Source organism: Natronococcus amylolyticus DSM 10524 (genome assembly GCF_000337675.1).
Taxonomy (GTDB): domain Archaea; phylum Halobacteriota; class Halobacteria; order Halobacteriales; family Natrialbaceae; genus Natronococcus; species Natronococcus amylolyticus.
On the sequence record NZ_AOIB01000021.1, the window covers coordinates 243122 to 263176 of the forward strand.

The following is a 20055-nucleotide window of genomic DNA, read 5'->3' on the forward strand; positions in this document are numbered from 1 at the left end:
TCATTGGTTCGCTTGAGGTGGAGGGAGCCTAAATACCATGCTATGACAACTATATAGATCTATGTCGATAACGGGTGACGAACCGATCCGGGTCAGGAGCGCGGATCGTATTTGTTGCGGATCAAGATCGCGCACAGGTTCATCAACAGGAGGATCGTCAACAGGACGACGATCCCGGCCGCCGCAGCGTGGTGGAACTCGGTCTGTGGACGCGCCGCCCAGTCGAAGATCTGCATCGGCATCGCGCTGAACGGGCTCATGAGGCCGTCGGGTGCGGTGAGCATCGTCGTCGCCGCGCCGACCATGATCAGCGGCGCCGTCTCGCCGATCGCTCGCGAGAGCGAAAGGATCGTCCCGGTCATGATTCCGGGTAGCGCGCGTGGCAAGACGACGTCTCGAGTGACTTGCCACTGGGTGGCGCCGACGCCGTAGGCTGCGTTTCGCTGTGAGTCGGGCACCGCTCGAAGCGCTTCCTGCGTCGAGACGATGACGATCGGCAGGATCAGTAGCGTTAGGGTGAGCGCGCCAGCGAGCAACACGGCGCCCAGCTGTGCGCCGCGAACGAAGACGGCGAGTCCGAGCAGCCCGTAGACGATCGAGGGGACACCCGCCAGGTTCGCGATGTTCGCTTCGATGAACGACGTGAGTCGATTTTCGGGGGCGTACTCCTCGAGGTAGATCGCCGCGCCGACGCCCAGAAACAGCGTGAAGACGGCGGTGAGCGCGATCAGGAAGATCGAGCCGACGATGGCGGGATAAATCCCCGCACCGCGGATGCCGCCCAGGAAGTTATCGGGCGACTGGGTCGGCGGGTACAGCAGGAAGTCCCACGTCAGCCAGCCCCAGGCCTCGATGATGACGTCTGCGAGCAGGATGACGAGCGCGGCGACGCCGACCATTGCCGAGCCGAAACAGACGCCGACGAACACCCGGCCGATCGTCCGTTTTCGCTCGATGTCGTCGGTGCCTTCGGTGAAGGGGTTCTCGGTTTCGGTGCTCATTGGTACTCCTCCCGGTAGCGCGATTTGACCCACATACTGAACAGGTTCAGCGACAGCGTCATGGCGAACAGCGTCAGCCCGACGGCGAAGAGGCTCTGGTAGCCGACCGACCCCGCCGAGGCGTCGCTGATAGCGATATCGACCATGAACGCCGTCATCGTCTGCATCTCTTCCAGGACGTTCGTTGTGATCTGCGGACTGTTACCCATCGCAAGCGCGACGATCATCGTCTCGCCGATCGCTCGCGAGAGCGCGAGGATGTACGAGGCGATGATTCCCGACAGCGCCGCCGGGACGACGACGCTCGTCGACACCTCGAACTTCGTCGCGCCGAGTCCGTACGCGGCGTTTCGCAGCTCGTCCGGCACCGAACTCATCGCATCCTCGCTCAGACTCGAGACCATCGGGATGATCATGATGCCGACGACGATCGAGGCCGACAGCGCATTGAACGTGCCCGTCTCGGGGAAGAACCGCTGGATCACCGGCGTGACGAACGAGAGCGCGAAGAAACCGTAGACGATCGTCGGGATCCCGGCCAGGATCTCGAGCGTCGGCTTCAGCGTCTTGCGAACCCGACGATCGGCGTACTCGCTCAGGTAGATCGCGGTCGCCGTGCCAAGCGGGATCGCGACCAGCGCCGAGCCGACCGTGACGACCATCGTCCCCCAAATGAGTGGGAGGACACCGAAGCTCGGTTCGTGGGCGACCGGGTACCACTCCGTCCCGGTAAAGTACTCGACTAGCGAGACGTCGCTGAAGAAGCCGTAGGAGCCGAACAGCAGGACGGCGAAGATCCCGATGGTCGTGAGGACGGTGACGAGTGCACACGAGAGGAAGATCCACCGGGTGAAGTCGTTCATTCGCTCCTCGAGTCCGCCACCGGTGCCGGAGAGGTCGGGTGCGTCGGTTTCCGTGCTCATCCGGCGACCTCCTCGATGGCCTCCTCGAGCGTCTCCCGGCTCTCCTCGACCGTTTCGTCGGGAATTCCGTAGAAGCCGACGCGGCGGGCGCCCCACTCCGTCCAGGTGAGCGTCTCGCCGTCCTCGACGATGTCGGCCTCTTCGGCCTCGTCGTCGATCTCGTCGAAGTAGAACCGACCGTACTCCCTGACCTCCTCCTGGGCGAGCGCGTCCTTGCGGAAGTAGGCGTACAGCGATCGGGTCAGCGGCGTGTACTCCTCTTGCTCGACGGTTTCGCGCTCGGGAAGCACGCAGCCGTCGCCGTCGTCGACGGCGATCAGCTTCAGGTCGTCCTCGTTTTCGTAGTAGTAGCCCGCACCGCCGAAGCCGATCGCACCGACGTCACCCGAGACGCCACGGATGATGACGTTCGTGTCCGCACTCGGGCTGTAGTCGTTCGTGATCGCGCCGACGTTGCCGGTGATCGCCTCCGTAAAGTAATCGAACGTCCCCGAGGCAGTGTCGCGTCCGTACCGCGAGAGTTCCTCGTCGGGCCACTCCTCGCGGATGTCGCTCCAGGTCTCGACCTCGGTGTCGGGCTCCCAGATCGCCTCGAGCTCCTCGACGGTCAGGCAGTCACACCAGTCGTTGTCCGGGTGTGCGTAGATCGCCAGTCCGTCGAGGGCGACCTCGAGGCGGATCCACTCGACGCCGTTTTCCTCGCACATCGGCTCTTCGTCGTCCTCGGAGATCGTCCGACTCGCGTTCTGCACCTCGGTCGATCCGTTGCAGAACTGCTGGAAGCCGGCCCCGGTTCCCGACCCGCGGACGGGGACGATCACGTCGTTGTGCTTCCACATGAACTCCTCCGCGACGGACGCGGAATGGGGAAGCACCGTGTTACTTCCGTCGACCCTGATCTCGCCGGATAGATCACTCTCCTCTCCGTGGACGATACATCCAGCCAGCCCGGACAACCCCGCGCTCGAGGCACCGAGCAAGAACCGGCGACGAGAAACCGTTTCACCGAAACTGGATGTCGACTCGTTTCCCATCACTCACTCCTAGCGCGGATCGCGTCTAAGTACCCTGCTATGTTCTCTATATACCTCTATGTTGGTCACGCTTTCACAGTATCTCAGCACAGCAGACCCATGAGAGATGATCCGAGCGACCGGTTTCGGAGGATCCGATCGCACCGACCGGCTCTATAGCGGTGAGTGGGGCTTATCACGCTCCAGAAAAAACCATGCCGTATGGAGACGCGAAAGGTCCAGGTAACGGGGGGGTCTACGTATACGGTTTCGCTACCGAAGAGCTGGGCGACCGAAAACGGCGTCAGCGCCGGCACGACCGTCGAGTGTTATCCGGAGGACGACTCGCTGCTGCTGACGCCCGCCAGCGACGTCGACCGCCAGGAGGGGACCCTCGACGTCTCCGACCTCGAGGGCGAGCGCCTCACTCGGGCGGTGATGACGATGTACGTCAGCGGGTTCGACATCATCCGGCTGGAGGCGACCCGGATCACGACCGACCAGCGCCGCGCGATCCGTGACGCGACCCAGAGCCTCGTCGGCGTCGAGGTCTTAGAGGAGACGACCGACAGCGTCGTCATCCAGGACTTGCTCGACTCCTCGGAGCTGTCGATCGTCAACGCCGTCTCCCGGATGCGTCTGATCGCGACCTCGATGCTCTCCGACGCCGTCACCGCTCTCGTCGAGAACGACGACGACATCGCACAGGACGTCATCGAGCGCGACGACGACGTCGACCGCCTCTGGCTGGTCGTCTCGCGGATCTTCCGGGCGACGCTTCGCTCGCCCCGGGCCGCCGAGGAGCTTGGCGTTCCCCGCGAGGACTGCTTCGACTTCCACTCGAGCGCCCGCCAGCTCGAGCGTGTCGCCGACCACGCCGCCAAGATCTCCAATCTCGCACTCAAGCTCGAGGCGATCCCCGAGGAGGTCGCCGAGGCGCTGATCGCGCTCCGGACGGACGCCGCCGACGTCCTCGAGAAAGCGATGGACGCGCTGTTCGCCGACGAGACCGAGGAGGCGAACCGGCTCGGCCACGCGGCCCGCGAGGCCGTCCTCGAAATCGACGAACACACCCGCTACATCGACGACATCCTCCGGGACCTCGAGCCGGTGCAGGCCCAGTCGCTGGGGCTGATCGTCGACTCGCTGTCCAGAAGCGCCGACTACGGCGGCAACATCGCCGAGACCGCACTGCAGAAGGCGGCACCGCGCCCCTAAGACCGAAACTCGACTCGATTCGTATCCTCACACTGCGGTCGTCGATACGGATCCGTACTGTCCGAACGTGACGGGTATGGAGGAATCGATACCACAACTAGCAATCGCTTTCTTCCGATCTCGCCTCCGAACGGACGTGGCACCAGGTGCCAGACCGACCATGCACGAACCTACAACCTCCGATGACGAACCGACCCGCGAGCGACCGACCGACGCTGCCCCCTCGAGACCGACGACGGAGCGACTCGCGGCCGTCGTCGTCAGCGAGGAGAACCGGCGGGATCGGCTGACCGTCTACCCGGCGGACAGCTCGAACGACGTGACGCGAACGGCGTGGCTGACCGCGACCGCGGACGCGTTCGTCGACCTCGAGGCGTGGCGGTGAGCGGTCTTGCCTCGCGGCGCCGTCGCTACGCGGAGTGAGTATCCGAGAGAACGGTTTTCGCAGTTTACTCGAGGAGAACGGCGTTAACCTGACCGGTCTGGCCGGGTCGGGACGTCACGCGGGCCTGGCCCTCGGAGGTCTCGACGACGGCGCCCTTCGTGATGATGTTCCGTCGGACGTAGTTCGGGTTGGCGTCGTTCTCGACGACGTCCTCGATCTCCGCGGTGACGGTCTCGCCGTCCTTGTTGACGCTCGCGACGTTCGTCGCGAGGGCGCGGGTCTTCGTGTTGCTACCGCGAACGTCGACGACGCGAAAGCGGGGCTCGCCGACCTGCGTCTCGGTCGGGAGGCGACCGAGTTCGTTCTTGCGGCGCTTTCGGACGTTCTTCAGTCGGCCACCGGTTCGCTTGCGCGTGGAGCGTCCCTGGTTTTGCATACCCGGACAACGGCCCGGCGGATACTTGAATCCACGCTTTCGGATCGACCGCCGATTTCGGCCGGCTGACGCTCACTCCTCCGGGACCAGACAGTAGGCGTGGCCCGGCTCCTCGAGGATGGTCTCCTCGTCGTCGTCCCAGTAGTTCGTGAAGACGCCCCGCTCGGCGTAGTAGATCCGACCGTCGTGGGGAACCGGCGCGCTCGTGACGTGGCCGCGGTTCTGTACCCGCCAGCGCCGCTCCCCCGTCTCCTTGTCCAGCGCGTACAGGTGGGAGTCGTATGAGCCGACGAGGATCGTCCCGGCGGTAGCGGTCACCGCGCCGATGATCGAGCCGTCGATATCGGTCGCCCACAGCTCCTCGCCGGTCTCGCAGTCGATCGCGTAGACGTGGTCGTCGTTGCTCCCGGTGTAGACGACGTCCTCCTCGGGATCGAGCGCGGGGTTGGCCATCGATCGGTTCTCGAACTCGAAGGTCCACTCCTCGGTTCCGTCCTCGAGATCGATGCAGTGGAAGCGCTCGTCCCAGGAGCCGACGTAGCCGTAGCCGTCGTGGGCCGCGATCGTCCCCTTGATCTCCGCGCCCAGGTTGAACTCGCCGTCGGCCCTCTCCTCGCCATCGGGACCGTCCTCGCCGCCGGTCTGGTACTCCCAGGCGAACTCGAGGTCGGGGAACTCCCAGCAGTAGACGACGCCGTCGTTCGAGCCCGCACAGATCCGGCCCGTCTCGAGATCGATCGTCGGCGAGGGGTGGGGCTGGCCCCAGATGCGGTCGTCGTGCCAGGTGGGTTCGCCCGTCGCCGCGTCGAACGTCCACAGCGCCCCCGAGGAGGGGCTCCCGTACTCGGCGATCACGTACAGCGTCCCGTCGTAGTAGGCAGGACTCGAGCCGATCGCCAGCGTCCCCTCGAGTTCGTGGGCGCGGGTTCGCCAGACGATCTCGCCGGTCTCGACGTCGATCGCGTACAGGTCGCCGTCGTAGCCGCCGATGTAGGCGGTGTCGTCGACGATCGCCGGCGAGCCGTGGAATCCGAGGTCGGTCGCGCCCGTCTCGGTCAGCCAGCGTGGTTCGCCGGAGGGCTGGACGCCGTGGACGAAGCCGGTGTCGCCGGCGATCACGATCGTCTCGCCGTCGGGCGTCGGCAGCGGGCTCGACTTCGCCGCGGTGTGGCCGACGTTGTTGATCGGAAACGACCAGTTGACACTGACCGAGTCGGGGACGGTCTCGTCGGGGAAGTAGCCGAGCCGTCGCAGGCCGCGACGGAACATCCTCACATCGTCGTCGGGGTGAGTCGCGTACGACGAGACGTCGTCGGCGACGTCCAGTTCGTCGCCGTTCGCGCCGGGCTCGTCGTCGTCGGTCGGCTCCCACAGGCCACAGCCCGCGAGCCCTGCGGTCGCGGCGACGCCCGCGGTCTGGAGGAATCGCCTGCGGTGACGCGAGCCGTTCGATTCGGAGCCGGCGACCGGAGACTGGGATCGGTGTGGCATGGCGGGAGGTTCTGTGAAAATTCGAGGGATCGATCCCACAAAAGAATCTCGGTGTCCGGTTCCGACTTCGTGAACTCGAGGGGTCGACCCTCGAGACGATTCCCGTTCGCTCGACTACTCGTCCTGCTGGGCGTCGACGACCGCCACGCCCGCCAGGTTCACGATGTCCTTGACCTCGTCGCCCCGCTGGAGGACGTGAACCGGCTCGTCCATCCCGACGAGCATCGGTCCGATCGCCTCCGCGCCGCCGAGACGCTGGAGCAGCTTGTAGCCGATGTTGCCCGCCTCGAGGTTCGGGAAGACGAGTACGTTCGCGGGCTCCTCGAGCTCGGAGAAGCCGTAGGTGCCCTCGAGGATCTCCTCGACGACGGCGGTGTCGGCCTGCATCTCCCCGTCGACGGGGAAGTCGGCCTCGGGATCGTCCTGGAGCCGAGCCGCGGCCCGGCGGGGTTTGCGGGTGCCCTCGTTGTTGACGCTGCCGAAGTTCGAGTACGACAGCAGGGCCGCCCGGGGCTCGACGTTGAACCGTCGCGCGAGTTTACCCGTCTGTTTGGTGACTTCCTCGAGGACGTCGGCGTCGGGATTCTGGTTGACCGTCGCGTCGGCGATGAAGATCACGCGGTTCTTGAAGGTGAGCATGTAGACCCCCGCTGCGTAGTCGACGTCGTCGGCGGTGCCGATCACCTGCAGCGGCGGACGCAGCGCCGACGGGTAGTGATACGAGAGCCCGGTCAGCAGGGCGTCGGCGTCGCCCTGTTCGACCATCACGCTGCCGAAGTAGTTCGAGTCGGTCTCGACGAGCTCGCCCGCTTCGGTCCGGGTGATCCCCTTGCGCTGGCGCAGTTCGTGGAGCCGGTTGGCGTACTCCTCGTAGTCGCCGACCGACGGATCAGCGACCTGGGGCTCGAAGTCCAACCCGAGGTTCGCGGCCGTCTGGCGGATCTCGCTCTCGTCGCCGATGAGGATCGGCATCGCGATCCCCTGCTCCTGGATCTGGTAGGCCGCCCGGATCATCTTCTCGTTTTCGCCCTCGGCCAGGGCGACGCGCTTGGGGTCGCTCTTCGCTTTGTTGAGCACGACCCGCATCATCTCGCGGGACTTGCCCAGTCGGGCCTCGAGCTGTTCCTCGTACTCCTCGAGGTCGATCTCGGTGCGGGCGGCACCACTTTCCATCGCGGCCTCGGCGACGGCGGGGGCGACGCGGAACAGCACCCGCGGATCGACGGGCTTCGGAATGATGTACTCGGGGCCGTACTGCAGCGGCTCGTCGCCGTAGGCCTTGACGACCGCGTCCGGAACGTCCTCGCGGGCGAGGTCGGCCAGCGCTCTGGCGCAGGCGACTTTCATCTCCTCGTTGATCTCGGTCGCCCGAACGTCGAGCGCGCCGCGGAAGATGAAGGGGAAGCCGAGCACGTTGTTGACCTGATTCGGGTAGTCCGAACGGCCGGTGGCCATGATGACGTCGTCCTCGCGGGCGGCTTTCGCCTCCTCGTAGCCGATCTCGGGGTCAGGGTTGGCCATCGCGAAGATAATCGGGTCCTCGTTCATCGAGCGCACCATCTCCTGGGAGACGATGCCGCCGGCCGAGAGGCCGACCAGCACGTCCGCACCCTCCATCGCGTCCGCGAGACTGCCTTCGGGCAGGTCCCGGGCGAACTCCCGTTTGTACTCGTTGACGTCGCCCGCCCGAGCGCGCTCCTCGGTGATGATCCCCGAGGAGTCACACATGGTAATGTGCTCCCGTCGGACGCCCAGCGAGACGTAGAACCGCGCGGAGGCGATCGCGCTCGCACCCGCCCCCGAGATGACGACCTCGAGCTCCTCGAGTTCTTTCCCCGCGATGTCGGCGGCGTTGACGAGCGCGGCCCCGGAGATGATCGCGGTGCCGTGCTGGTCGTCGTGGAAGACAGGGATATCCATCTCCTCGCCGAGCCGCTCCTCGATGGTGAAACACTCGGGCGCCTTGATGTCCTCGAGATTGATCCCGCCGAAGGTTGGCCCCATCATCTTCGTGGCCGTGATGAGCTCCTCAGGGTCCGCCTCGTCGAGTTCGATGTCGAAAACGTCGATGTCGGCGAACCGTTTGAACAGCACTCCCTTCCCCTCCATGACCGGCTTCGAGGCCTGGGCGCCGATGTCACCGAGGCCTAACACCGCCGACCCGTTCGAGACGACGCCGACGAGGTTTCCCTTCGCCGTGTAGGAGTAGGCATCCGTCTCGTCGTCGGCGATTTCCATACACGGGGCGGCGACGCCGGGCGAGTACGCCAGCGAGAGATCCCGCTGTGTATTCGTCGGTTTCGTCGTCGATATTTCGATCTTTCCCGGCGGATCCGTCCGGTGATACTCCAGTGAGTCCTCGTCCAGTCCCATACCGGTGGGACTGTGGGGCACTACTAAAAACAATGTGAAAGGCACAATCGACGATCGTCGAACACCGCTCGAGCGCGGCGGGACGGCGATTCTCGGAGTCGACCGTTTTATACGCACCGCTCCAGTGGGTTGGGTATGGACGTCGCGCTTGGTGGGACGTTCGACCCCGTTCACGACGGTCACCGCCGACTGTTCGAGCGGGCGTTCGAACTCGGGGACGTAACCGTCGGACTCACGACTGACGAGCTCGCGCCGAAAACTCGCCACGTCGAACGACACGTCAACTCCTTCGAGGAGCGAAAGCGAACCCTCGAGGACGAGTTCGAACCCCTCGCCGAGGAACACGACCGCGCGTTCGAGGTCCGACCCCTCGAGGAGTCGACGGGGATCGCGACCGAACCGCAGTTCGACTATCTCGTCGTCTCGCCCGAGACCATCGAGGGCGGAAAACGGATCAACGAACTCCGCCACGAGCGCGGCCACGACCCCCTCGAGATCGTCGTCGTTCCCCACGCCCTGGCCGACGACGGCGACATCATCTCGAGCACCCGCATCGTCGAGGGCGAGATCGACGAGCACGGTACCGTTCTCGAGGGCGGCGCGGAAACGGAGCAGCACTGACGACCGATATCGATTCGTTCGCCGCAGCTATCACGCTCAGTTCAGTAGTCTGATCGTTCGGCTCGGTTTCGGCCGCGTATCGTACACTTACGAGCGAGAGAAACGATGAAACGGTCCGCACCGAGAGCGATGGTCGGTCTTACCACCGGGGCGGCTCGAGTCCGGCCTCCTCGAGGAGGTCCTTCCAGCGCGACTGGATCGAGAGCCGGGAGACGTCCGCGGCCTCGGCGACGTCGCTCTGGGTTCGGCCGTCGCTGGCGACCAGCGATCCCGCGTAGAGACTCGCCGCCAGCGTCGCTCGCTTCGAGCGATCGGCCTCGGGAACGTCGAGCAGGAACAGCTCCGCCGCACACGATCGGGCTTCACTCGAGAGCTCCAGTCGGTCGGCAGCCTGCTCGAGGTCCTCGAGCCAGCGTTCGTACTCGATGCGATCCCGGGCGCTGTGCATACCCCACGTACCCGTTCGCCGGAAATAAACCTGCGGCCCGCGACGGGCTCGCGACTCGAAGCGGTAACCTCGGCTCCACCGGATGGGGCGCGGTTCCAATAGCCGGCTAGATGCGACAACATTCAGCTACGAACGACTCAACGAAACGGCCGTTCTCCGCGGATTTCACTAGGACGCGACTACTAAAGCCCTACTCCGCTGAACCCTGGATCGACGTCCGCCGCTCCGACCGGGCCGGCCGTCCGCACTCCCATGAAAGAACCAACATGCAAGCTGGTGTGTACCGGCTGCGGCCTCGAGATGCCGTACCGGGATCGGTCCCTGGCCGAGCAGGCGGCCGAACTCCACCAGCTTCGCGACGCAGAACACGTCACCTTCATCGTTCCGCCGGACTGGTCGCCCGAGGAGCCGGTCAAACACGAGTGAGCCGGATCGACAGCTTCTTACTCGATTCGCGAAAACCAGGGAACGAGCGCGGGTAGCCAAGCCAGGCCAACGGCGCAGCGCTTAGGACGCTGTCCCGTAGGGGTCCGCCGGTTCGAATCCGGTCCCGCGCATTGCTGTCGCGAGCAAACTCGCGAGCGACAGCAATCGTACGGCCGGTTCGAATCAGACGAGTCGCAGCGCTCGAGCGAAACGAGAGCGATCGTCTCGGCGAGGTTCGAATCCGGTCCCACCCACCTAGTCGCACACCGCTCGAGCCTCCTATGGCACACGTTGGCAAGACGGACGTCAGACACTCCACAACGCTTATTCGCGCGGAAACGGCTTGTATGATCAATGGCCGGCTTAGACGATGTGTTCGGTGATCTTTTTTCGAGCGTCGACGCAGTTGCACTCTTCTCTCCGAGCGGATCGTACTACGAACGGTTCACCGACCTCGAGGACGAGGACGACGACTTCGAGTTACTGGTCGTCGGCACCGGAAACGACGTCGGCGCGGACACGTTCGTCGAGCTTCCCCTCGAGTTCGACAACATCTCCGATCGGATCCGGTTCGGGCTCGAGGGCGCGCTCGATCAGGATATCATCGACGACGGCGACATGCTGGCGTGTGCGACGAGCGTCTTCAGCGACGACATCGACACCGTCTCCCGCGTTCGCGCCGACGCCGACTCACGAACGGGGATCTACGACCTGTTCGCCCGCTCGCGGGCGGATCCGGAGGTCGTCAAGTCGGTACTGGAGCTGGCGATCGAACTCGGACAGAAGGGACAGAAGGGGAAGCCGGTGGGCGCGCTGTTCGTCGTCGGCGACGCGGGAAAGGTGATGAACAAGTCCCGGCCGCTGTCGTACAACCCCTTCGAGAAGTCCCACGTCCACGTCGGCGATCCGATCGTGGACGTCATGCTGAAGGAGTTCTCGCGGCTCGACGGCGCCTTCGTCATCTCCGACGCGGGCAAGATCGTCTCCGCGTACCGATACCTCGAGCCCTCCGCGGAGGGTGTCGACATCCCGAAGGGGCTAGGCGCCCGCCACATGGCCGGCGGGGCGATCACCCGGGACACGAACGCGATCGCGATCGTGCTCTCGGAGAGCGACGGTCTCGTCCGGGCGTTCAAGGCCGGCGAGATCATCCTGGAGGTCGATCCGGAGGCGTACTAACATGGACTGGCAGACGCTCATCGACGAGCCGGCGGTGATAGCGACGGCGGTGTTGATCCTCGGAGTCGTCATCGGCTACCTGGTCGGGCGGCTCAACGAGGAGCTGCTGACGGCCTCGGGGGTTCCCGAAGCCGTCGAGGGGACCCCCTTCGAGCGGACCGCCCAGTCGCTCGGCACCTCGACGGTCGAGATCGTCGCCCGGCTGAGCGCGTGGTTCATCTACGGGATCGCCGTTCTGACCGCGATCCACATCGCACAGCTGCTGGACACCGACGCGTTCTGGCTCCGGGTAACGGAGTTCATCCCGCAGGTGTTCGTCGCGGTGCTCGTGATGATCGTCGGGTTCATCGTCGCGGACAAATCAGAGCTGGTCGTCAGCGAGTACCTCCGCAGCGTCAAACTGCCCGAGGTATCGGTTATCCCGAAGGTCGTCAAGTACACTGTCCTGTACGTCGCCCTGATCATCGCGCTGGGACAGATCGGGGTCCACATCCTCGCGCTGTTGATTCTGCTCGCCGTGTACGCGACGGGAGTCATCGTCGTCGGCACCTTCGCCTTTCAGGACTTCCTCGTCTCGAGCGCGGCCGGGATCTACCTGCTTTTGAACCAGCCCTACGGGATCGGCGACCGGGTTCGCGTCGGCGAGCAGACCGGGATCGTTCAGGAAGTCGATCTGTTCGTCACGAAGATCGAGGACGACTCCGAGGAGTACATTGTCCCCAACCGAAAGGTCTTCGAAGACGGGATCGTCCGAGTTCGAGAGTAGTCGGGTCCTTCCGAAGCGGTTCCCGCGAGTCGTGACGATCGCTCGAGCGACGACGAGTGCGTTTCGGAGTGCCTTCAGCGCCTCGAGGCGCATGACTCGAGTGTCGATCCCGGCCCCGGAGTGCCGTTTCCGGTGTAAACTAATATCCCACATCTAAGAAACAGTGTTATTCGCATGCGTATCTTTATCAAACAGTAGCTCGATATCGGCGTGTAATGTCGAACCACGGTATAATCGACTCCGAGGTCGGGCTCGTCGGGGCGACGGTGCTCATCGTCGGGAACGTCATCGGGGTGAGCGCGTTCGTGTTGCCGGGGCCGCTGGCCGGCGACGCCGGCCCCGGGATCCTCCTCGCGCTCGGGCTCGCGATGATCCCGCTCGGGTTCGGGATCCTCATGTCCCTGCAGCTGGGGAGTGCGATTCCGGTCGCCGGCGGGAGCTACGTCTACGCCTCGAGACTGGTCGGTCCGTTCTGGGGGTTTCTGTTGCCCTGGATTACCATTCCTGGCGTCTGGGCGGGGATGCTCTTTATCGGACTCGGATTCGCCGAGTACGCCAGCTTCGTCGCCGACAACGTCTCCGGTATCCCAGCGATTCCCGAGCTGGCGCTGATTTACGGCCTGTTGATCCCCTTCATCGCCCTGAACGTGCTCGGGATCACGGTGGTCGCCGTTGTCCAGTTCCTGATGGTCTCGCTGATCGTCGTCGGGATGCTCGCCTTCATCGTCCCCGGCGCGTTCATGATCAACGTCGACAACTACACGCCGCTGTTTCCCTACGGCGGCGGCGAGGTGATCGTCGCCGTCGTCTCGCTGTACTTCCCGCTCCGGGGCTTTCGGCTCGTCGTCGAACTCGGCGAGGAGATGAAGAATCCGGCGAAGAACATCCCCCGCGTGTTGGCGCTGTCGGCCGTCGTCTCGCTGTCCCTGCTCGTCGGTCTCGTCGCGGTCCTCGTCGGGACGACGAACCACGAACTGCTGGGCGGGATGGACGCCGCCGTCGCACAAATTTCCCTAGAGAACTTCCCCGCGGCGCTGACGGCGCTGGTCCTCGTCGCCGCCGCGATGGGGGCGCTGACCTCGATCAACATGACCTACACCGCCTACTCGAGGCTGCTGATGCGAGCAGGTCGGGACGACATCATTCCCGGCGCGATCGCCCGGATCCACGACCGGTACGACTCGCCGTACGTCGCCGTCCTCCTGCTGGGCGTCCCGCCGCTGCTCGTCGCGCCCGTTTCGCCCGGAACCGTCACGCTGTCGGTCGCGCTCTCGCTGACGATCCTGTTCGGGCTCGCGGTGTCGGGAATCGCGCTCTGGAACCTGCCGAAGACGTTCCCCGATCGCTACGAATACTCGCTGTACAAGCTGCCGCCGTGGCTGCTCAAGGTCACGGCTGTCGGCGCGGTCACCTCGGCGGCGTTCCTCTGGGTGCTGGTCTCGACGCAGCTCCCGGCGATGGTCGCGGTTCTGGTCGGCTGGATGGCGCTCGGCTACGCCTTCTACCGCGCTCGACTGTGGTACTTCGGCGAGCGCGGGATCGACCTCGAGACGCGGATGCAACGGCTCCACGAGAACGAGCAGCTCGAGCCGGAGGGGTAGGTTACTCCTCGAGCGAGAGGCCGGCGTGCCAGCGGTCGACGCCAGCCGCCCGTTTTTTCTCGTCTATCCTCGCGAGCAGGTGGGTCGCAAGGGTCGCAGTCTCGGCGGCTCGAGACTCACCCTCGGTGCTGAACTCGCCGCCCTGGCGGTCGGCGTATACCGTACAGACCGCGCCCGCGCGGAGGCCGTAGACGCTCGCGAGCGTCATGATGGCGCTCGCCTCCATCTCGATGTTCTTGACGTTCGCGTCGGCGAGTTGGTCGACCAGATCGGCGGAGCCTGCCGCCTCGAACCCCTCGAAGCCGGGCCGCCCCTGCCCGGCGTAGAAGGAGTCGGCGCTCATCGTGACGCCGGTGTGGTAGTCGTAGCCGAGTCGTTCGGCGGCCGCGACGAGCGCGCTGACGACCTCGTAGTCGGCGACGGCGGGGTAATCCTCGCGGACGTACTCGTCGCTCGTTCCCTCCTGGCGGAGCCCCCCGGTCGTAATGACGAGGTCGCCGACGTCCATCTCGGGCTGGACCGCCCCGCAGGAGCCCACCCGAATGAAGGTGCCACAGCCGACGCGAGCCAGCTCCTCGACCGCGATGGCCGCGGAGGGGCTCCCGATCCCCGTCGAGGTGACCGAGATCGGCGTCCCCTCGTAGCTGCCCGTCGCGGTGCGGTACTCGCGGTGGTGGGCCCGCATCTCGTGGTCGTCCCAGTAGTCGATGATGACCTCGAGCCGCTCCGGATTCCCCGGCAGAAGAACGGTGTCGGCGACGTCTTCGGCCGCGACCTCGAGGTGGTACTGTACGTCGGCGTTCGGATCTTCGCTGTCTCCCGGCATTCAGACGCGTCGATTCGCACCCGCAGTGTATATAAATGCCGGGCTCCCGTAGCGCCGATATGGCAGACGGCACGCTCGCGGACACCTACGTCGCCGCGATCCAGCACGACCTGGCAGAGCTGCCGGACGGAACGACCCGCGTCGGCGTCGTCCGGAAGCCGGCGCCGTGGTTTCACGCCGCCGTCGACGAGAACGTCCCCGAGCTGGGACCGCCCGCCGACCTCCTCGAGGCGGTCCGAACCGTCGAGGACGAGCTCAAGATGCAGGGACTCTGCGGCGAGGGTGCACACAACGCCGCCTGGGACCGGACAGACTTCGACGAGCGCTATCGGACCTACCTCGAGGAGTCTCCGGAGGCGCAGGCTGCCCTCGAGGACCTCTTGGGCCGACTCGCCGACGGGGAGTCGCTGGCGCTGGTCTGTTACGAGAACACGGAGAAGAAGCGGTGTCACCGGACGATTCTGCGGGAGCAACTCGAGAGCGCGGCGGCCGATTAGCGACGCGATCGGACGACCCGGGTTCCGGCGGCGAGGTCGCCGATCCGCTGGCGGTCGTCGGTGACGAGCATCACCACCAGCCCGACCGCGTAGTTCAGGATGCCGTCGACGATCCGGAGCACGTTTCGCACGAGCGCCTGGCCGACCGAGATCGGCGTTCCGTCGGGGTTGACGACGGCGACGCCCGCGATATACTTCCCGACAGTCTGTCCGACCGCGGCCTCGAGGGCGACGAAGTAGCCGAGGTAGGCGACCGCGCCGAAGAAGTAGACGCCGGCGGTCGTCTCCGGCCCCATCGCGAACAACAGTCCGACGCCAAGGATCACCGTGAGAACGTGATCGATGAGAAAGCCGGCGACCCGGGGCAGAATAACGTCCCCTTCGGTCCCCGCGTATCCGCGTTTCGTTGTCTCCATGCGCCCTCTCCCGGAGTGATTCTAATAAACTTTCTGACTGTTCGAGAACGCGCAGATTCGGATCGGCCCGGCGTTACTCGAGCGTCTCCTGGCTGATCGTGTTCGGCAGCAGCTCCTCGAGGGTGTACTCGCTCGGTTCCTCGTCGTCGCCTTCGTCACAGAAAACGTCGAGGTCGCCGTCGCAGAACTCCGAGAGCGTCTGGCGGCACATCCCGCAGGGCGTGACGCCGTCTCGGCGGTCGGAGCTGACCGCGAGCCGAGAAAAGTCGCGGTGGCCGTTCTTGACGGCCTCGGCGATCGCGACCTCCTCGGCGTGGAGGCTGTTGCTGAAGTTGGCGTTCTCGAGGTTGCAGCCGACGAACACCTCGCCGTCGGCGGTCTCGAGGGCCGCGCCGACGCGGTACTCGGAGTAGGGAACGTGGGCGTCCGTCTGAACGTCGCGTGCGGCTTCAATCAGGTCGTCCATAGTCGTGATTACCACGACCGAAGCAAGAAGGCACCGACCCGCGCGTCGGGACGAGACCGCGATCAGTCCTCGTCCCCGTCGTAGGCCTCGCCCGCAGCCTCCGGCAGCCGGGTCTTGCCGACGAAGACGAGGACGACGATCACCGTCGCGTAGGGGATCGTCCGGATGAGCTCCGTCGGAACGGCGTAGCCGAGATTCTGGAGCTGGAACTGCATCGCCTCGAGCCCCGCGAAGAGAAACGAGCCCAGCAGCGCGCCGATCGGGTGGTAGTTCGCGAAGAGGTAGGTCGCGATAGCGATGAAGCCCCGACCGCCGATCGCGGTCTCGCCGCCGCCGGCGAACGTGCCGAGCTGGCCGAGCGCGAAGCCGGCGCCCCCGAGCCCGGCGAAGATCCCCGAGAGCAGAACCGCGGTGTAGCGAACCCGACGGACGTCGACGCCCGCCGTATCGAGCGCCTTCGGGTTCTCGCCGCTGGCGACGACCCAGCGGCCGAACGCGGTTCGGTTGAGCAGGTACCAGCCCGCGACCGCGGCCGCGAGCATGATGTACACCTGCGGGGGCGTGTCGAACAACAGGTAGCCGAGCAGCGGGATCTCCGACAGCACCGGGATCGTGACGTTCTGGAAGTAGCCGACGCCCGCGGTGTTGGGGCTGTCGAAGACGATACGGGAGACGAACGGCGCGAGCCCGAGCGCGATCAGCCAGACCGCCAGTCCCGCGATGATCTGGTCGGCCTTGAAGTCGATACAGACGACCGCGAACAGCAGGGCAAACAGCGTGCTGACGAGGACGCCGACCGCGAAGCCCCACCAGTGATGGGAGAGGGCGAGCGTGGACTCGCCCGAGCCGAGCCAGAACGTGACGATGATCGCCGAGAACGCCGAGACGATCAGCAGTCCCTCGATCCCGATGTTGATCACGCCGCTCTTTTCGGCGAAGATGCCGCCGATCGCGGCCAGCGCGATCGGCACCGCCAGCCGGAGCATCGTCGTGTGCGTGCTCGGGTTGGCCGCGATCGAGAGCAACACGCCGGCCCACGAGTCGGGGAAGACGAGTCCGAGAACGACCCACACCGCCGTAATCGCGCCGAGGCCGACAAGCAGGGTCCGGCGGTCTGGTCGGGAGGGGAGCTCAATCATCGGCCTCACCTCCGGTCGACCGCGTCCGCTCGGGGCCGCCGACGTCGGCGTACCGACGTCCCATCATCCGGAAGAACTCCGGCATCGCGACGAAGAGGATGATCAGTCCCGAGAGGACGCCCACGAGTTCTGGCGGGACGTCGGTCGCAGTGTTGATCGCGTTCGACCCGCTCGAGAGTACGCCGAACAGGAAGGCCGCGGCGCCGACTCCTAACGGATTGTTCCCCGCGAGGATCGAGACGGCGATCCCGTCGAAGCCGAGCGCGGGGACGTTCTCGAGCCAGCGACCGTGTTCCATCAGCACCCAGAAGGCGCCGGCGATCCCGCCGAGTGCCCCCGAGAGGGTCATGCTCGCAACTGTCATGCGCTTCTCGTCGACACCGCCGTAGGCCGCGGCTTTCGGCTGAATGCCGCTCGTTCGGAGTTCGTAGCCAAATGAGGTTCGGGCGAGCAGCCAGGCGATGCCGATCATGAGCGCGACCGCGAAGCCGAGCGCGAGCAGGGAGAAGTCCATCCGACCGCTGAAGCCGACGACCGGAACGTTCGGGATCTCCGCGTACTCCGGGATCGCCCGGGTCTGGGGGTTCGCGCTGTCGGGATCCTGGAACCGCCAGGACAGTAGCGTCGAGGCGACGCCGGCGGCGATGAAGTTGAGCATGATCGTCGTGATGACCTCGTTCGCACCCGCGTAGGCCTTGAGCGCGCCGGGGATCGCTCCATAGAGGCCCCCGCCAACGGCACCCGCGAGCACGCCGATCGGAATCAACAGAACGGTGCCGACGAAGCCGCCGGGGACGTACGACGCGGCGAACAGGACCGTCACCGCGGTCAGCAGCCCGCCGATGACCAGCTGACCCTGCGTTCCGATATTAAAGAGTCCCGCGCGGAACGCGACGGCTACCGAGAGACCGGCGAAGATCAGCAGCGTCGTCTGTCGCAGCGTCGTCGCGAGGCTGTAGTTCATCGGACTCCAGTCACCCTCGAGGGGGTGGCCCAGCGAGCCCAGGAACAACTCGTAGTAGACCTGTATCGGGTTGTAACAGAACGTAACCCCTGCGAGGTCGAGGCCGGCCCGACAGGAGGCAAAGCCCCCGGAGACGAAGACGAGCACGCCGCCGACGAGGATCGCGGCGAACAGCGCCGCGACGCTGATGGCGACCCGTTCGGCCACCGAGGCGTGGATCAGCCGCTCGAGCAGGCGCTCGAGGTCGTCGCGCATCAGCGATCACCTCCTTCGACGAGGTCGCTCGCTTCCGATTTCGTGGTCTCGCTCGGCCGTTCGCCGGCCATCAGCAGGCCGAGTTCCTCCTCAGTGATAGTGTCGGGATCGGTGACGTCGACGAACTCGCCCTCGTAGATGACGGCAAGGCGGTCCGACAGCGACTGGACCTCGTCGAGCGCCGAGGAGACGAGCAACACGGCCTTCCCCTCGCGTCGGAGGTCGAGCAGCCGCTCGTGGATGAACTCGGTCGAGCCGATGTCGACGCCCCGCGTGGGGTGGGTCGCGACCACGAGGTCGGGATCGCGCTCGAGTTCGCGGCCGACGACGAACTTCTGCTGGTTGCCGCCGGAAAAGGACTCCGCGTCCGCGTCGGCGGTGGGCGGTCTGACGTCGTAGGTTCCGATGACGTCCTCGGCGTGGTCCCGGACGCCGGCCCAGTCGATGCGGCCCCCGTGGGCGAACCGCGGGGAGCGCTGGCTCCCGAGGACGGCGTTCTCGACGAGATCGAACGGCATGACCAGTCCCTGTTCGTGACGGTCCTCCGGGACGTGTGCCATCCCGCCGTCGATCCGTCGGCGCCGGGACCAGTCCGTGACGTCGTCGCCGTCGAACCGAACCGTTCCCTCGTCGGGCGTTCGCAGCCCCGTGATCGCCTCGATCAGCTCGCTTTGCCCGTTGCCGTCGACGCCCGCAATGCCGAGGATCTCGCCGGCCCGCACCTCGAGGTCGATCCCCGAGACGACCTCGACGCCGCGGTCGTTCTCGACGGTCACGTTCGACGCCGAGAGGATCGCCCCACCGGTCTCGACCGGATCGCTGTCGGCCTCGAGCAGAACCTCCCGGCCAACCATGAGTTCGGCGAGATCCTCGCGAGTGGTCGTCGCCGGCGCGACGGTCCCGACCGACTTCCCGTCCCGGAGGACGGTGATCGCGTCGGCCGAGTGCATCGCCTCGCCGAGCTTGTGAGTGATGAAGATGATCGTCTTCCCCTGCTCCGTGAGTTCCTCGAGGACGCCGTAGAGGTCCTCGACCTCCTGGGGCGTGAGGACGGCCGTCGGCTCGTCCAGGATGAGGACGTCCGCGCCGCGGTACAACGCCTTCAGGATCTCGACGCGCTGCTGGGCGCCGACGCTCAGTTCGCCGACCGTGGCGGACGGATCGACGGAGAAGCCGTACCGGTCACAGAGGTCGGCGATCTCGCGCTCGATACGGTCGCGATCGACCGCCAGGCCGCCCCACTTCTTGGGCTCGTTGCCCAGCGCGATGTTCTCGGCGACGGTCATTGTGTCGACCAGCATGAAGTGCTGGTGAATCATCCCGACGCCCGCGTCGATCGCATCGCGGGGTCTGTCGAACTGGCGGGGTTCGCCGTCGACGAGGACCCGCCCCTCGGTCGGCTCGTAGAGCCCGTAGAGGACGTTCATCAGCGTCGTCTTCCCCGCTCCGTTCTCGCCCAGTAGCGCGTGGACGCTTCCTCGTTCGACCCGAAGATCGACATCGTCGTTCGCGACGACGCCGGGGAACCGTTTCGTAATTCCGTCGAGGTGGACGGCGAGGTCCTCGTTCGGTCCCGCGCCCCCACCGGTGGCCGTACCAGGCTCGCTCATC

Annotated in this window: 21 protein-coding genes and 1 tRNA gene; 9 read left to right on the plus strand and 13 right to left on the minus strand. The window is 65.7% G+C overall.

Features of this window, described 5'->3' with window-relative positions; translation table 11 throughout:
* Positions 1-92: 92 nt before the first annotated feature.
* From pstA to C491_RS10095, 3 genes are read right to left on the minus strand one after another with little or no spacing between them, the layout of a single operon-like run.
* A complete protein-coding gene (pstA, locus tag C491_RS10085) occupies positions 93-1001 on the minus strand; it encodes a phosphate ABC transporter permease PstA (RefSeq protein WP_005555821.1) in 909 nt (302 codons plus the stop codon).
* Complete coding sequence (pstC, locus tag C491_RS10090; protein ID WP_005555825.1) at positions 998-1924, minus strand: phosphate ABC transporter permease subunit PstC; 927 nt, start codon at positions 1922-1924, stop codon at positions 998-1000. Before pstC ends, pstA begins: the two co-directional genes overlap by 4 nt.
* A complete protein-coding gene (locus C491_RS10095) occupies positions 1921-2958 on the minus strand; it encodes a PstS family phosphate ABC transporter substrate-binding protein (protein WP_049891716.1) in 1038 nt (345 codons plus the stop codon). The genes pstC and C491_RS10095 overlap by 4 nt, the downstream gene beginning before the upstream one ends.
* A gap of 201 nt (positions 2959-3159) precedes the next feature.
* Between C491_RS10095 and C491_RS10100 the strand changes: the two genes are divergently transcribed.
* The gene (locus C491_RS10100) at positions 3160-4155 is read left to right on the plus strand and encodes a phosphate signaling complex PhoU family protein (RefSeq protein ID WP_005555829.1); all 996 of its coding nucleotides are present in this window, start codon (positions 3160-3162) and stop codon (positions 4153-4155) included.
* 160 nt (positions 4156-4315) lie between these two features.
* Complete coding sequence (locus C491_RS10105; protein ID WP_005555831.1) at positions 4316-4540, plus strand: DUF7511 domain-containing protein; 225 nt, start codon at positions 4316-4318, stop codon at positions 4538-4540.
* Positions 4541-4604: 64 nt separating this feature from the next.
* Here C491_RS10105 and C491_RS10110 read toward each other — a convergent pair whose 3' ends face one another.
* The 3 genes from C491_RS10110 to C491_RS10120 all read right to left on the minus strand — a co-directional run bounded on the left by C491_RS10110 (position 4605) and on the right by C491_RS10120 (position 8840).
* Positions 4605-4976, minus strand: coding sequence for a 30S ribosomal protein S8e (locus C491_RS10110; protein ID WP_005555833.1), 372 nt, complete (start codon positions 4974-4976; stop codon positions 4605-4607).
* A gap of 72 nt (positions 4977-5048) precedes the next feature.
* A complete protein-coding gene (locus tag C491_RS10115) occupies positions 5049-6467 on the minus strand; it encodes an outer membrane protein assembly factor BamB family protein (protein WP_005555834.1) in 1419 nt (472 codons plus the stop codon).
* A gap of 114 nt (positions 6468-6581) precedes the next feature.
* Positions 6582-8840, minus strand: coding sequence for an NADP-dependent malic enzyme (locus tag C491_RS10120; protein WP_005555836.1), 2259 nt, complete (start codon positions 8838-8840; stop codon positions 6582-6584).
* A 135-nt stretch (positions 8841-8975) separates the two neighbouring features.
* On the opposite strand from C491_RS10120, the gene C491_RS10125 reads away from it, so the two are divergent.
* Complete coding sequence (locus C491_RS10125; protein ID WP_005555837.1) at positions 8976-9461, plus strand: phosphopantetheine adenylyltransferase; 486 nt, start codon at positions 8976-8978, stop codon at positions 9459-9461.
* Between the two features lie 139 nt (positions 9462-9600).
* On the opposite strand, the gene C491_RS10130 is transcribed toward C491_RS10125, so the two are convergent.
* A complete protein-coding gene (locus C491_RS10130) occupies positions 9601-9909 on the minus strand; it encodes a transcription initiation factor IIB family protein (RefSeq protein WP_005555839.1) in 309 nt (102 codons plus the stop codon).
* 252 nt (positions 9910-10161) lie between these two features.
* Between C491_RS10130 and C491_RS23235 the strand changes: the two genes are divergently transcribed.
* The 5 genes from C491_RS23235 to C491_RS10150 all read left to right on the plus strand — a co-directional run bounded on the left by C491_RS23235 (position 10162) and on the right by C491_RS10150 (position 13881).
* Positions 10162-10335 carry a hypothetical protein gene (locus C491_RS23235; protein ID WP_169330925.1) on the plus strand — a complete coding sequence of 58 codons (174 nt, stop codon included), beginning with the start codon at positions 10162-10164 and terminating at the stop codon, positions 10333-10335.
* A gap of 46 nt (positions 10336-10381) precedes the next feature.
* Positions 10382-10466: transfer RNA gene (locus tag C491_RS10135), tRNA-Leu, on the plus strand.
* 223 nt (positions 10467-10689) lie between these two features.
* On the plus strand, positions 10690-11514 hold the full coding sequence (gene dacZ, locus C491_RS10140) for a diadenylate cyclase DacZ (protein WP_005555843.1): 825 nt from the start codon (positions 10690-10692) through the stop codon (positions 11512-11514).
* 1 nt (position 11515) lies between these two features.
* On the plus strand, positions 11516-12280 hold the full coding sequence (locus tag C491_RS10145) for a mechanosensitive ion channel domain-containing protein (RefSeq protein ID WP_005555845.1): 765 nt from the start codon (positions 11516-11518) through the stop codon (positions 12278-12280).
* Between the two features lie 215 nt (positions 12281-12495).
* Positions 12496-13881: an APC family permease gene (locus tag C491_RS10150; protein WP_005555847.1), complete on the plus strand. Its 1386-nt coding sequence runs from the start codon at positions 12496-12498 to the stop codon at positions 13879-13881.
* 1 nt (position 13882) lies between these two features.
* On the opposite strand, the gene C491_RS10155 is transcribed toward C491_RS10150, so the two are convergent.
* A complete protein-coding gene (locus C491_RS10155; protein WP_005555849.1) occupies positions 13883-14707 on the minus strand; it encodes a nucleoside phosphorylase in 825 nt (274 codons plus the stop codon).
* 59 nt (positions 14708-14766) lie between these two features.
* Here C491_RS10155 and C491_RS10160 point away from each other — a divergent pair, with 59 nt between their 5' ends.
* Positions 14767-15204: a DUF488 domain-containing protein gene (locus C491_RS10160; RefSeq protein ID WP_005555851.1), complete on the plus strand. Its 438-nt coding sequence runs from the start codon at positions 14767-14769 to the stop codon at positions 15202-15204.
* On the opposite strand, the gene C491_RS10165 is transcribed toward C491_RS10160, so the two are convergent.
* From C491_RS10165 to C491_RS10185, 5 genes are all read right to left on the minus strand, one after another.
* Entirely contained in the window at positions 15201-15620 is a 420-nt protein-coding gene (locus C491_RS10165) for an RDD family protein (RefSeq protein WP_005555852.1), read from the minus strand. The genes C491_RS10160 and C491_RS10165 overlap by 4 nt on opposite strands.
* Before the next feature lie 73 nt (positions 15621-15693).
* A complete protein-coding gene (gene cdd, locus C491_RS10170; protein WP_005555854.1) occupies positions 15694-16086 on the minus strand; it encodes a cytidine deaminase in 393 nt (130 codons plus the stop codon).
* A gap of 62 nt (positions 16087-16148) precedes the next feature.
* Complete coding sequence (locus tag C491_RS10175; protein WP_005555857.1) at positions 16149-17225, minus strand: ABC transporter permease; 1077 nt, start codon at positions 17223-17225, stop codon at positions 16149-16151.
* Positions 17218-18444, minus strand: a complete 1227-nt coding sequence (locus C491_RS10180; protein ID WP_005555859.1) for an ABC transporter permease — start codon at positions 18442-18444, stop codon at positions 17218-17220. Before C491_RS10180 ends, C491_RS10175 begins: the two co-directional genes overlap by 8 nt.
* The gene (locus tag C491_RS10185) at positions 18444-20054 is read right to left on the minus strand and encodes an ABC transporter ATP-binding protein (RefSeq protein WP_005555861.1); all 1611 of its coding nucleotides are present in this window, start codon (positions 20052-20054) and stop codon (positions 18444-18446) included. Before C491_RS10185 ends, C491_RS10180 begins: the two co-directional genes overlap by 1 nt.
* Between the last annotated feature and the right edge of the window lies 1 nt (position 20055).

Coding starts and splice junctions, on each gene's coding strand:
- pstA (WP_005555821.1), bottom strand. CDS start 1,001: ATGAGCACCGAAACCGAGAACCCCTTCACCGAAGGCACCGACGACATC.
- pstC (WP_005555825.1), bottom strand. CDS start 1,924: ATGAGCACGGAAACCGACGCACCCGACCTCTCCGGCACCGGTGGCGGA.
- C491_RS10095 (WP_049891716.1), bottom strand. CDS start 2,958: ATGGGAAACGAGTCGACATCCAGTTTCGGTGAAACGGTTTCTCGTCGC.
- C491_RS10100 (WP_005555829.1), top strand. CDS start 3,160: ATGGAGACGCGAAAGGTCCAGGTAACGGGGGGGTCTACGTATACGGTT.
- C491_RS10105 (WP_005555831.1), top strand. CDS start 4,316: ATGCACGAACCTACAACCTCCGATGACGAACCGACCCGCGAGCGACCG.
- C491_RS10110 (WP_005555833.1), bottom strand. CDS start 4,976: ATGCAAAACCAGGGACGCTCCACGCGCAAGCGAACCGGTGGCCGACTG.
- C491_RS10115 (WP_005555834.1), bottom strand. CDS start 6,467: ATGCCACACCGATCCCAGTCTCCGGTCGCCGGCTCCGAATCGAACGGC.
- C491_RS10120 (WP_005555836.1), bottom strand. CDS start 8,840: ATGGGACTGGACGAGGACTCACTGGAGTATCACCGGACGGATCCGCCG.
- C491_RS10125 (WP_005555837.1), top strand. CDS start 8,976: ATGGACGTCGCGCTTGGTGGGACGTTCGACCCCGTTCACGACGGTCAC.
- C491_RS10130 (WP_005555839.1), bottom strand. CDS start 9,909: ATGCACAGCGCCCGGGATCGCATCGAGTACGAACGCTGGCTCGAGGAC.
- C491_RS23235 (WP_169330925.1), top strand. CDS start 10,162: ATGAAAGAACCAACATGCAAGCTGGTGTGTACCGGCTGCGGCCTCGAG.
- dacZ (WP_005555843.1), top strand. CDS start 10,690: ATGGCCGGCTTAGACGATGTGTTCGGTGATCTTTTTTCGAGCGTCGAC.
- C491_RS10145 (WP_005555845.1), top strand. CDS start 11,516: ATGGACTGGCAGACGCTCATCGACGAGCCGGCGGTGATAGCGACGGCG.
- C491_RS10150 (WP_005555847.1), top strand. CDS start 12,496: ATGTCGAACCACGGTATAATCGACTCCGAGGTCGGGCTCGTCGGGGCG.
- C491_RS10155 (WP_005555849.1), bottom strand. CDS start 14,707: ATGCCGGGAGACAGCGAAGATCCGAACGCCGACGTACAGTACCACCTC.
- C491_RS10160 (WP_005555851.1), top strand. CDS start 14,767: ATGGCAGACGGCACGCTCGCGGACACCTACGTCGCCGCGATCCAGCAC.
- C491_RS10165 (WP_005555852.1), bottom strand. CDS start 15,620: ATGGAGACAACGAAACGCGGATACGCGGGGACCGAAGGGGACGTTATT.
- cdd (WP_005555854.1), bottom strand. CDS start 16,086: ATGGACGACCTGATTGAAGCCGCACGCGACGTTCAGACGGACGCCCAC.
- C491_RS10175 (WP_005555857.1), bottom strand. CDS start 17,225: ATGATTGAGCTCCCCTCCCGACCAGACCGCCGGACCCTGCTTGTCGGC.
- C491_RS10180 (WP_005555859.1), bottom strand. CDS start 18,444: ATGCGCGACGACCTCGAGCGCCTGCTCGAGCGGCTGATCCACGCCTCG.
- C491_RS10185 (WP_005555861.1), bottom strand. CDS start 20,054: ATGAGCGAGCCTGGTACGGCCACCGGTGGGGGCGCGGGACCGAACGAG.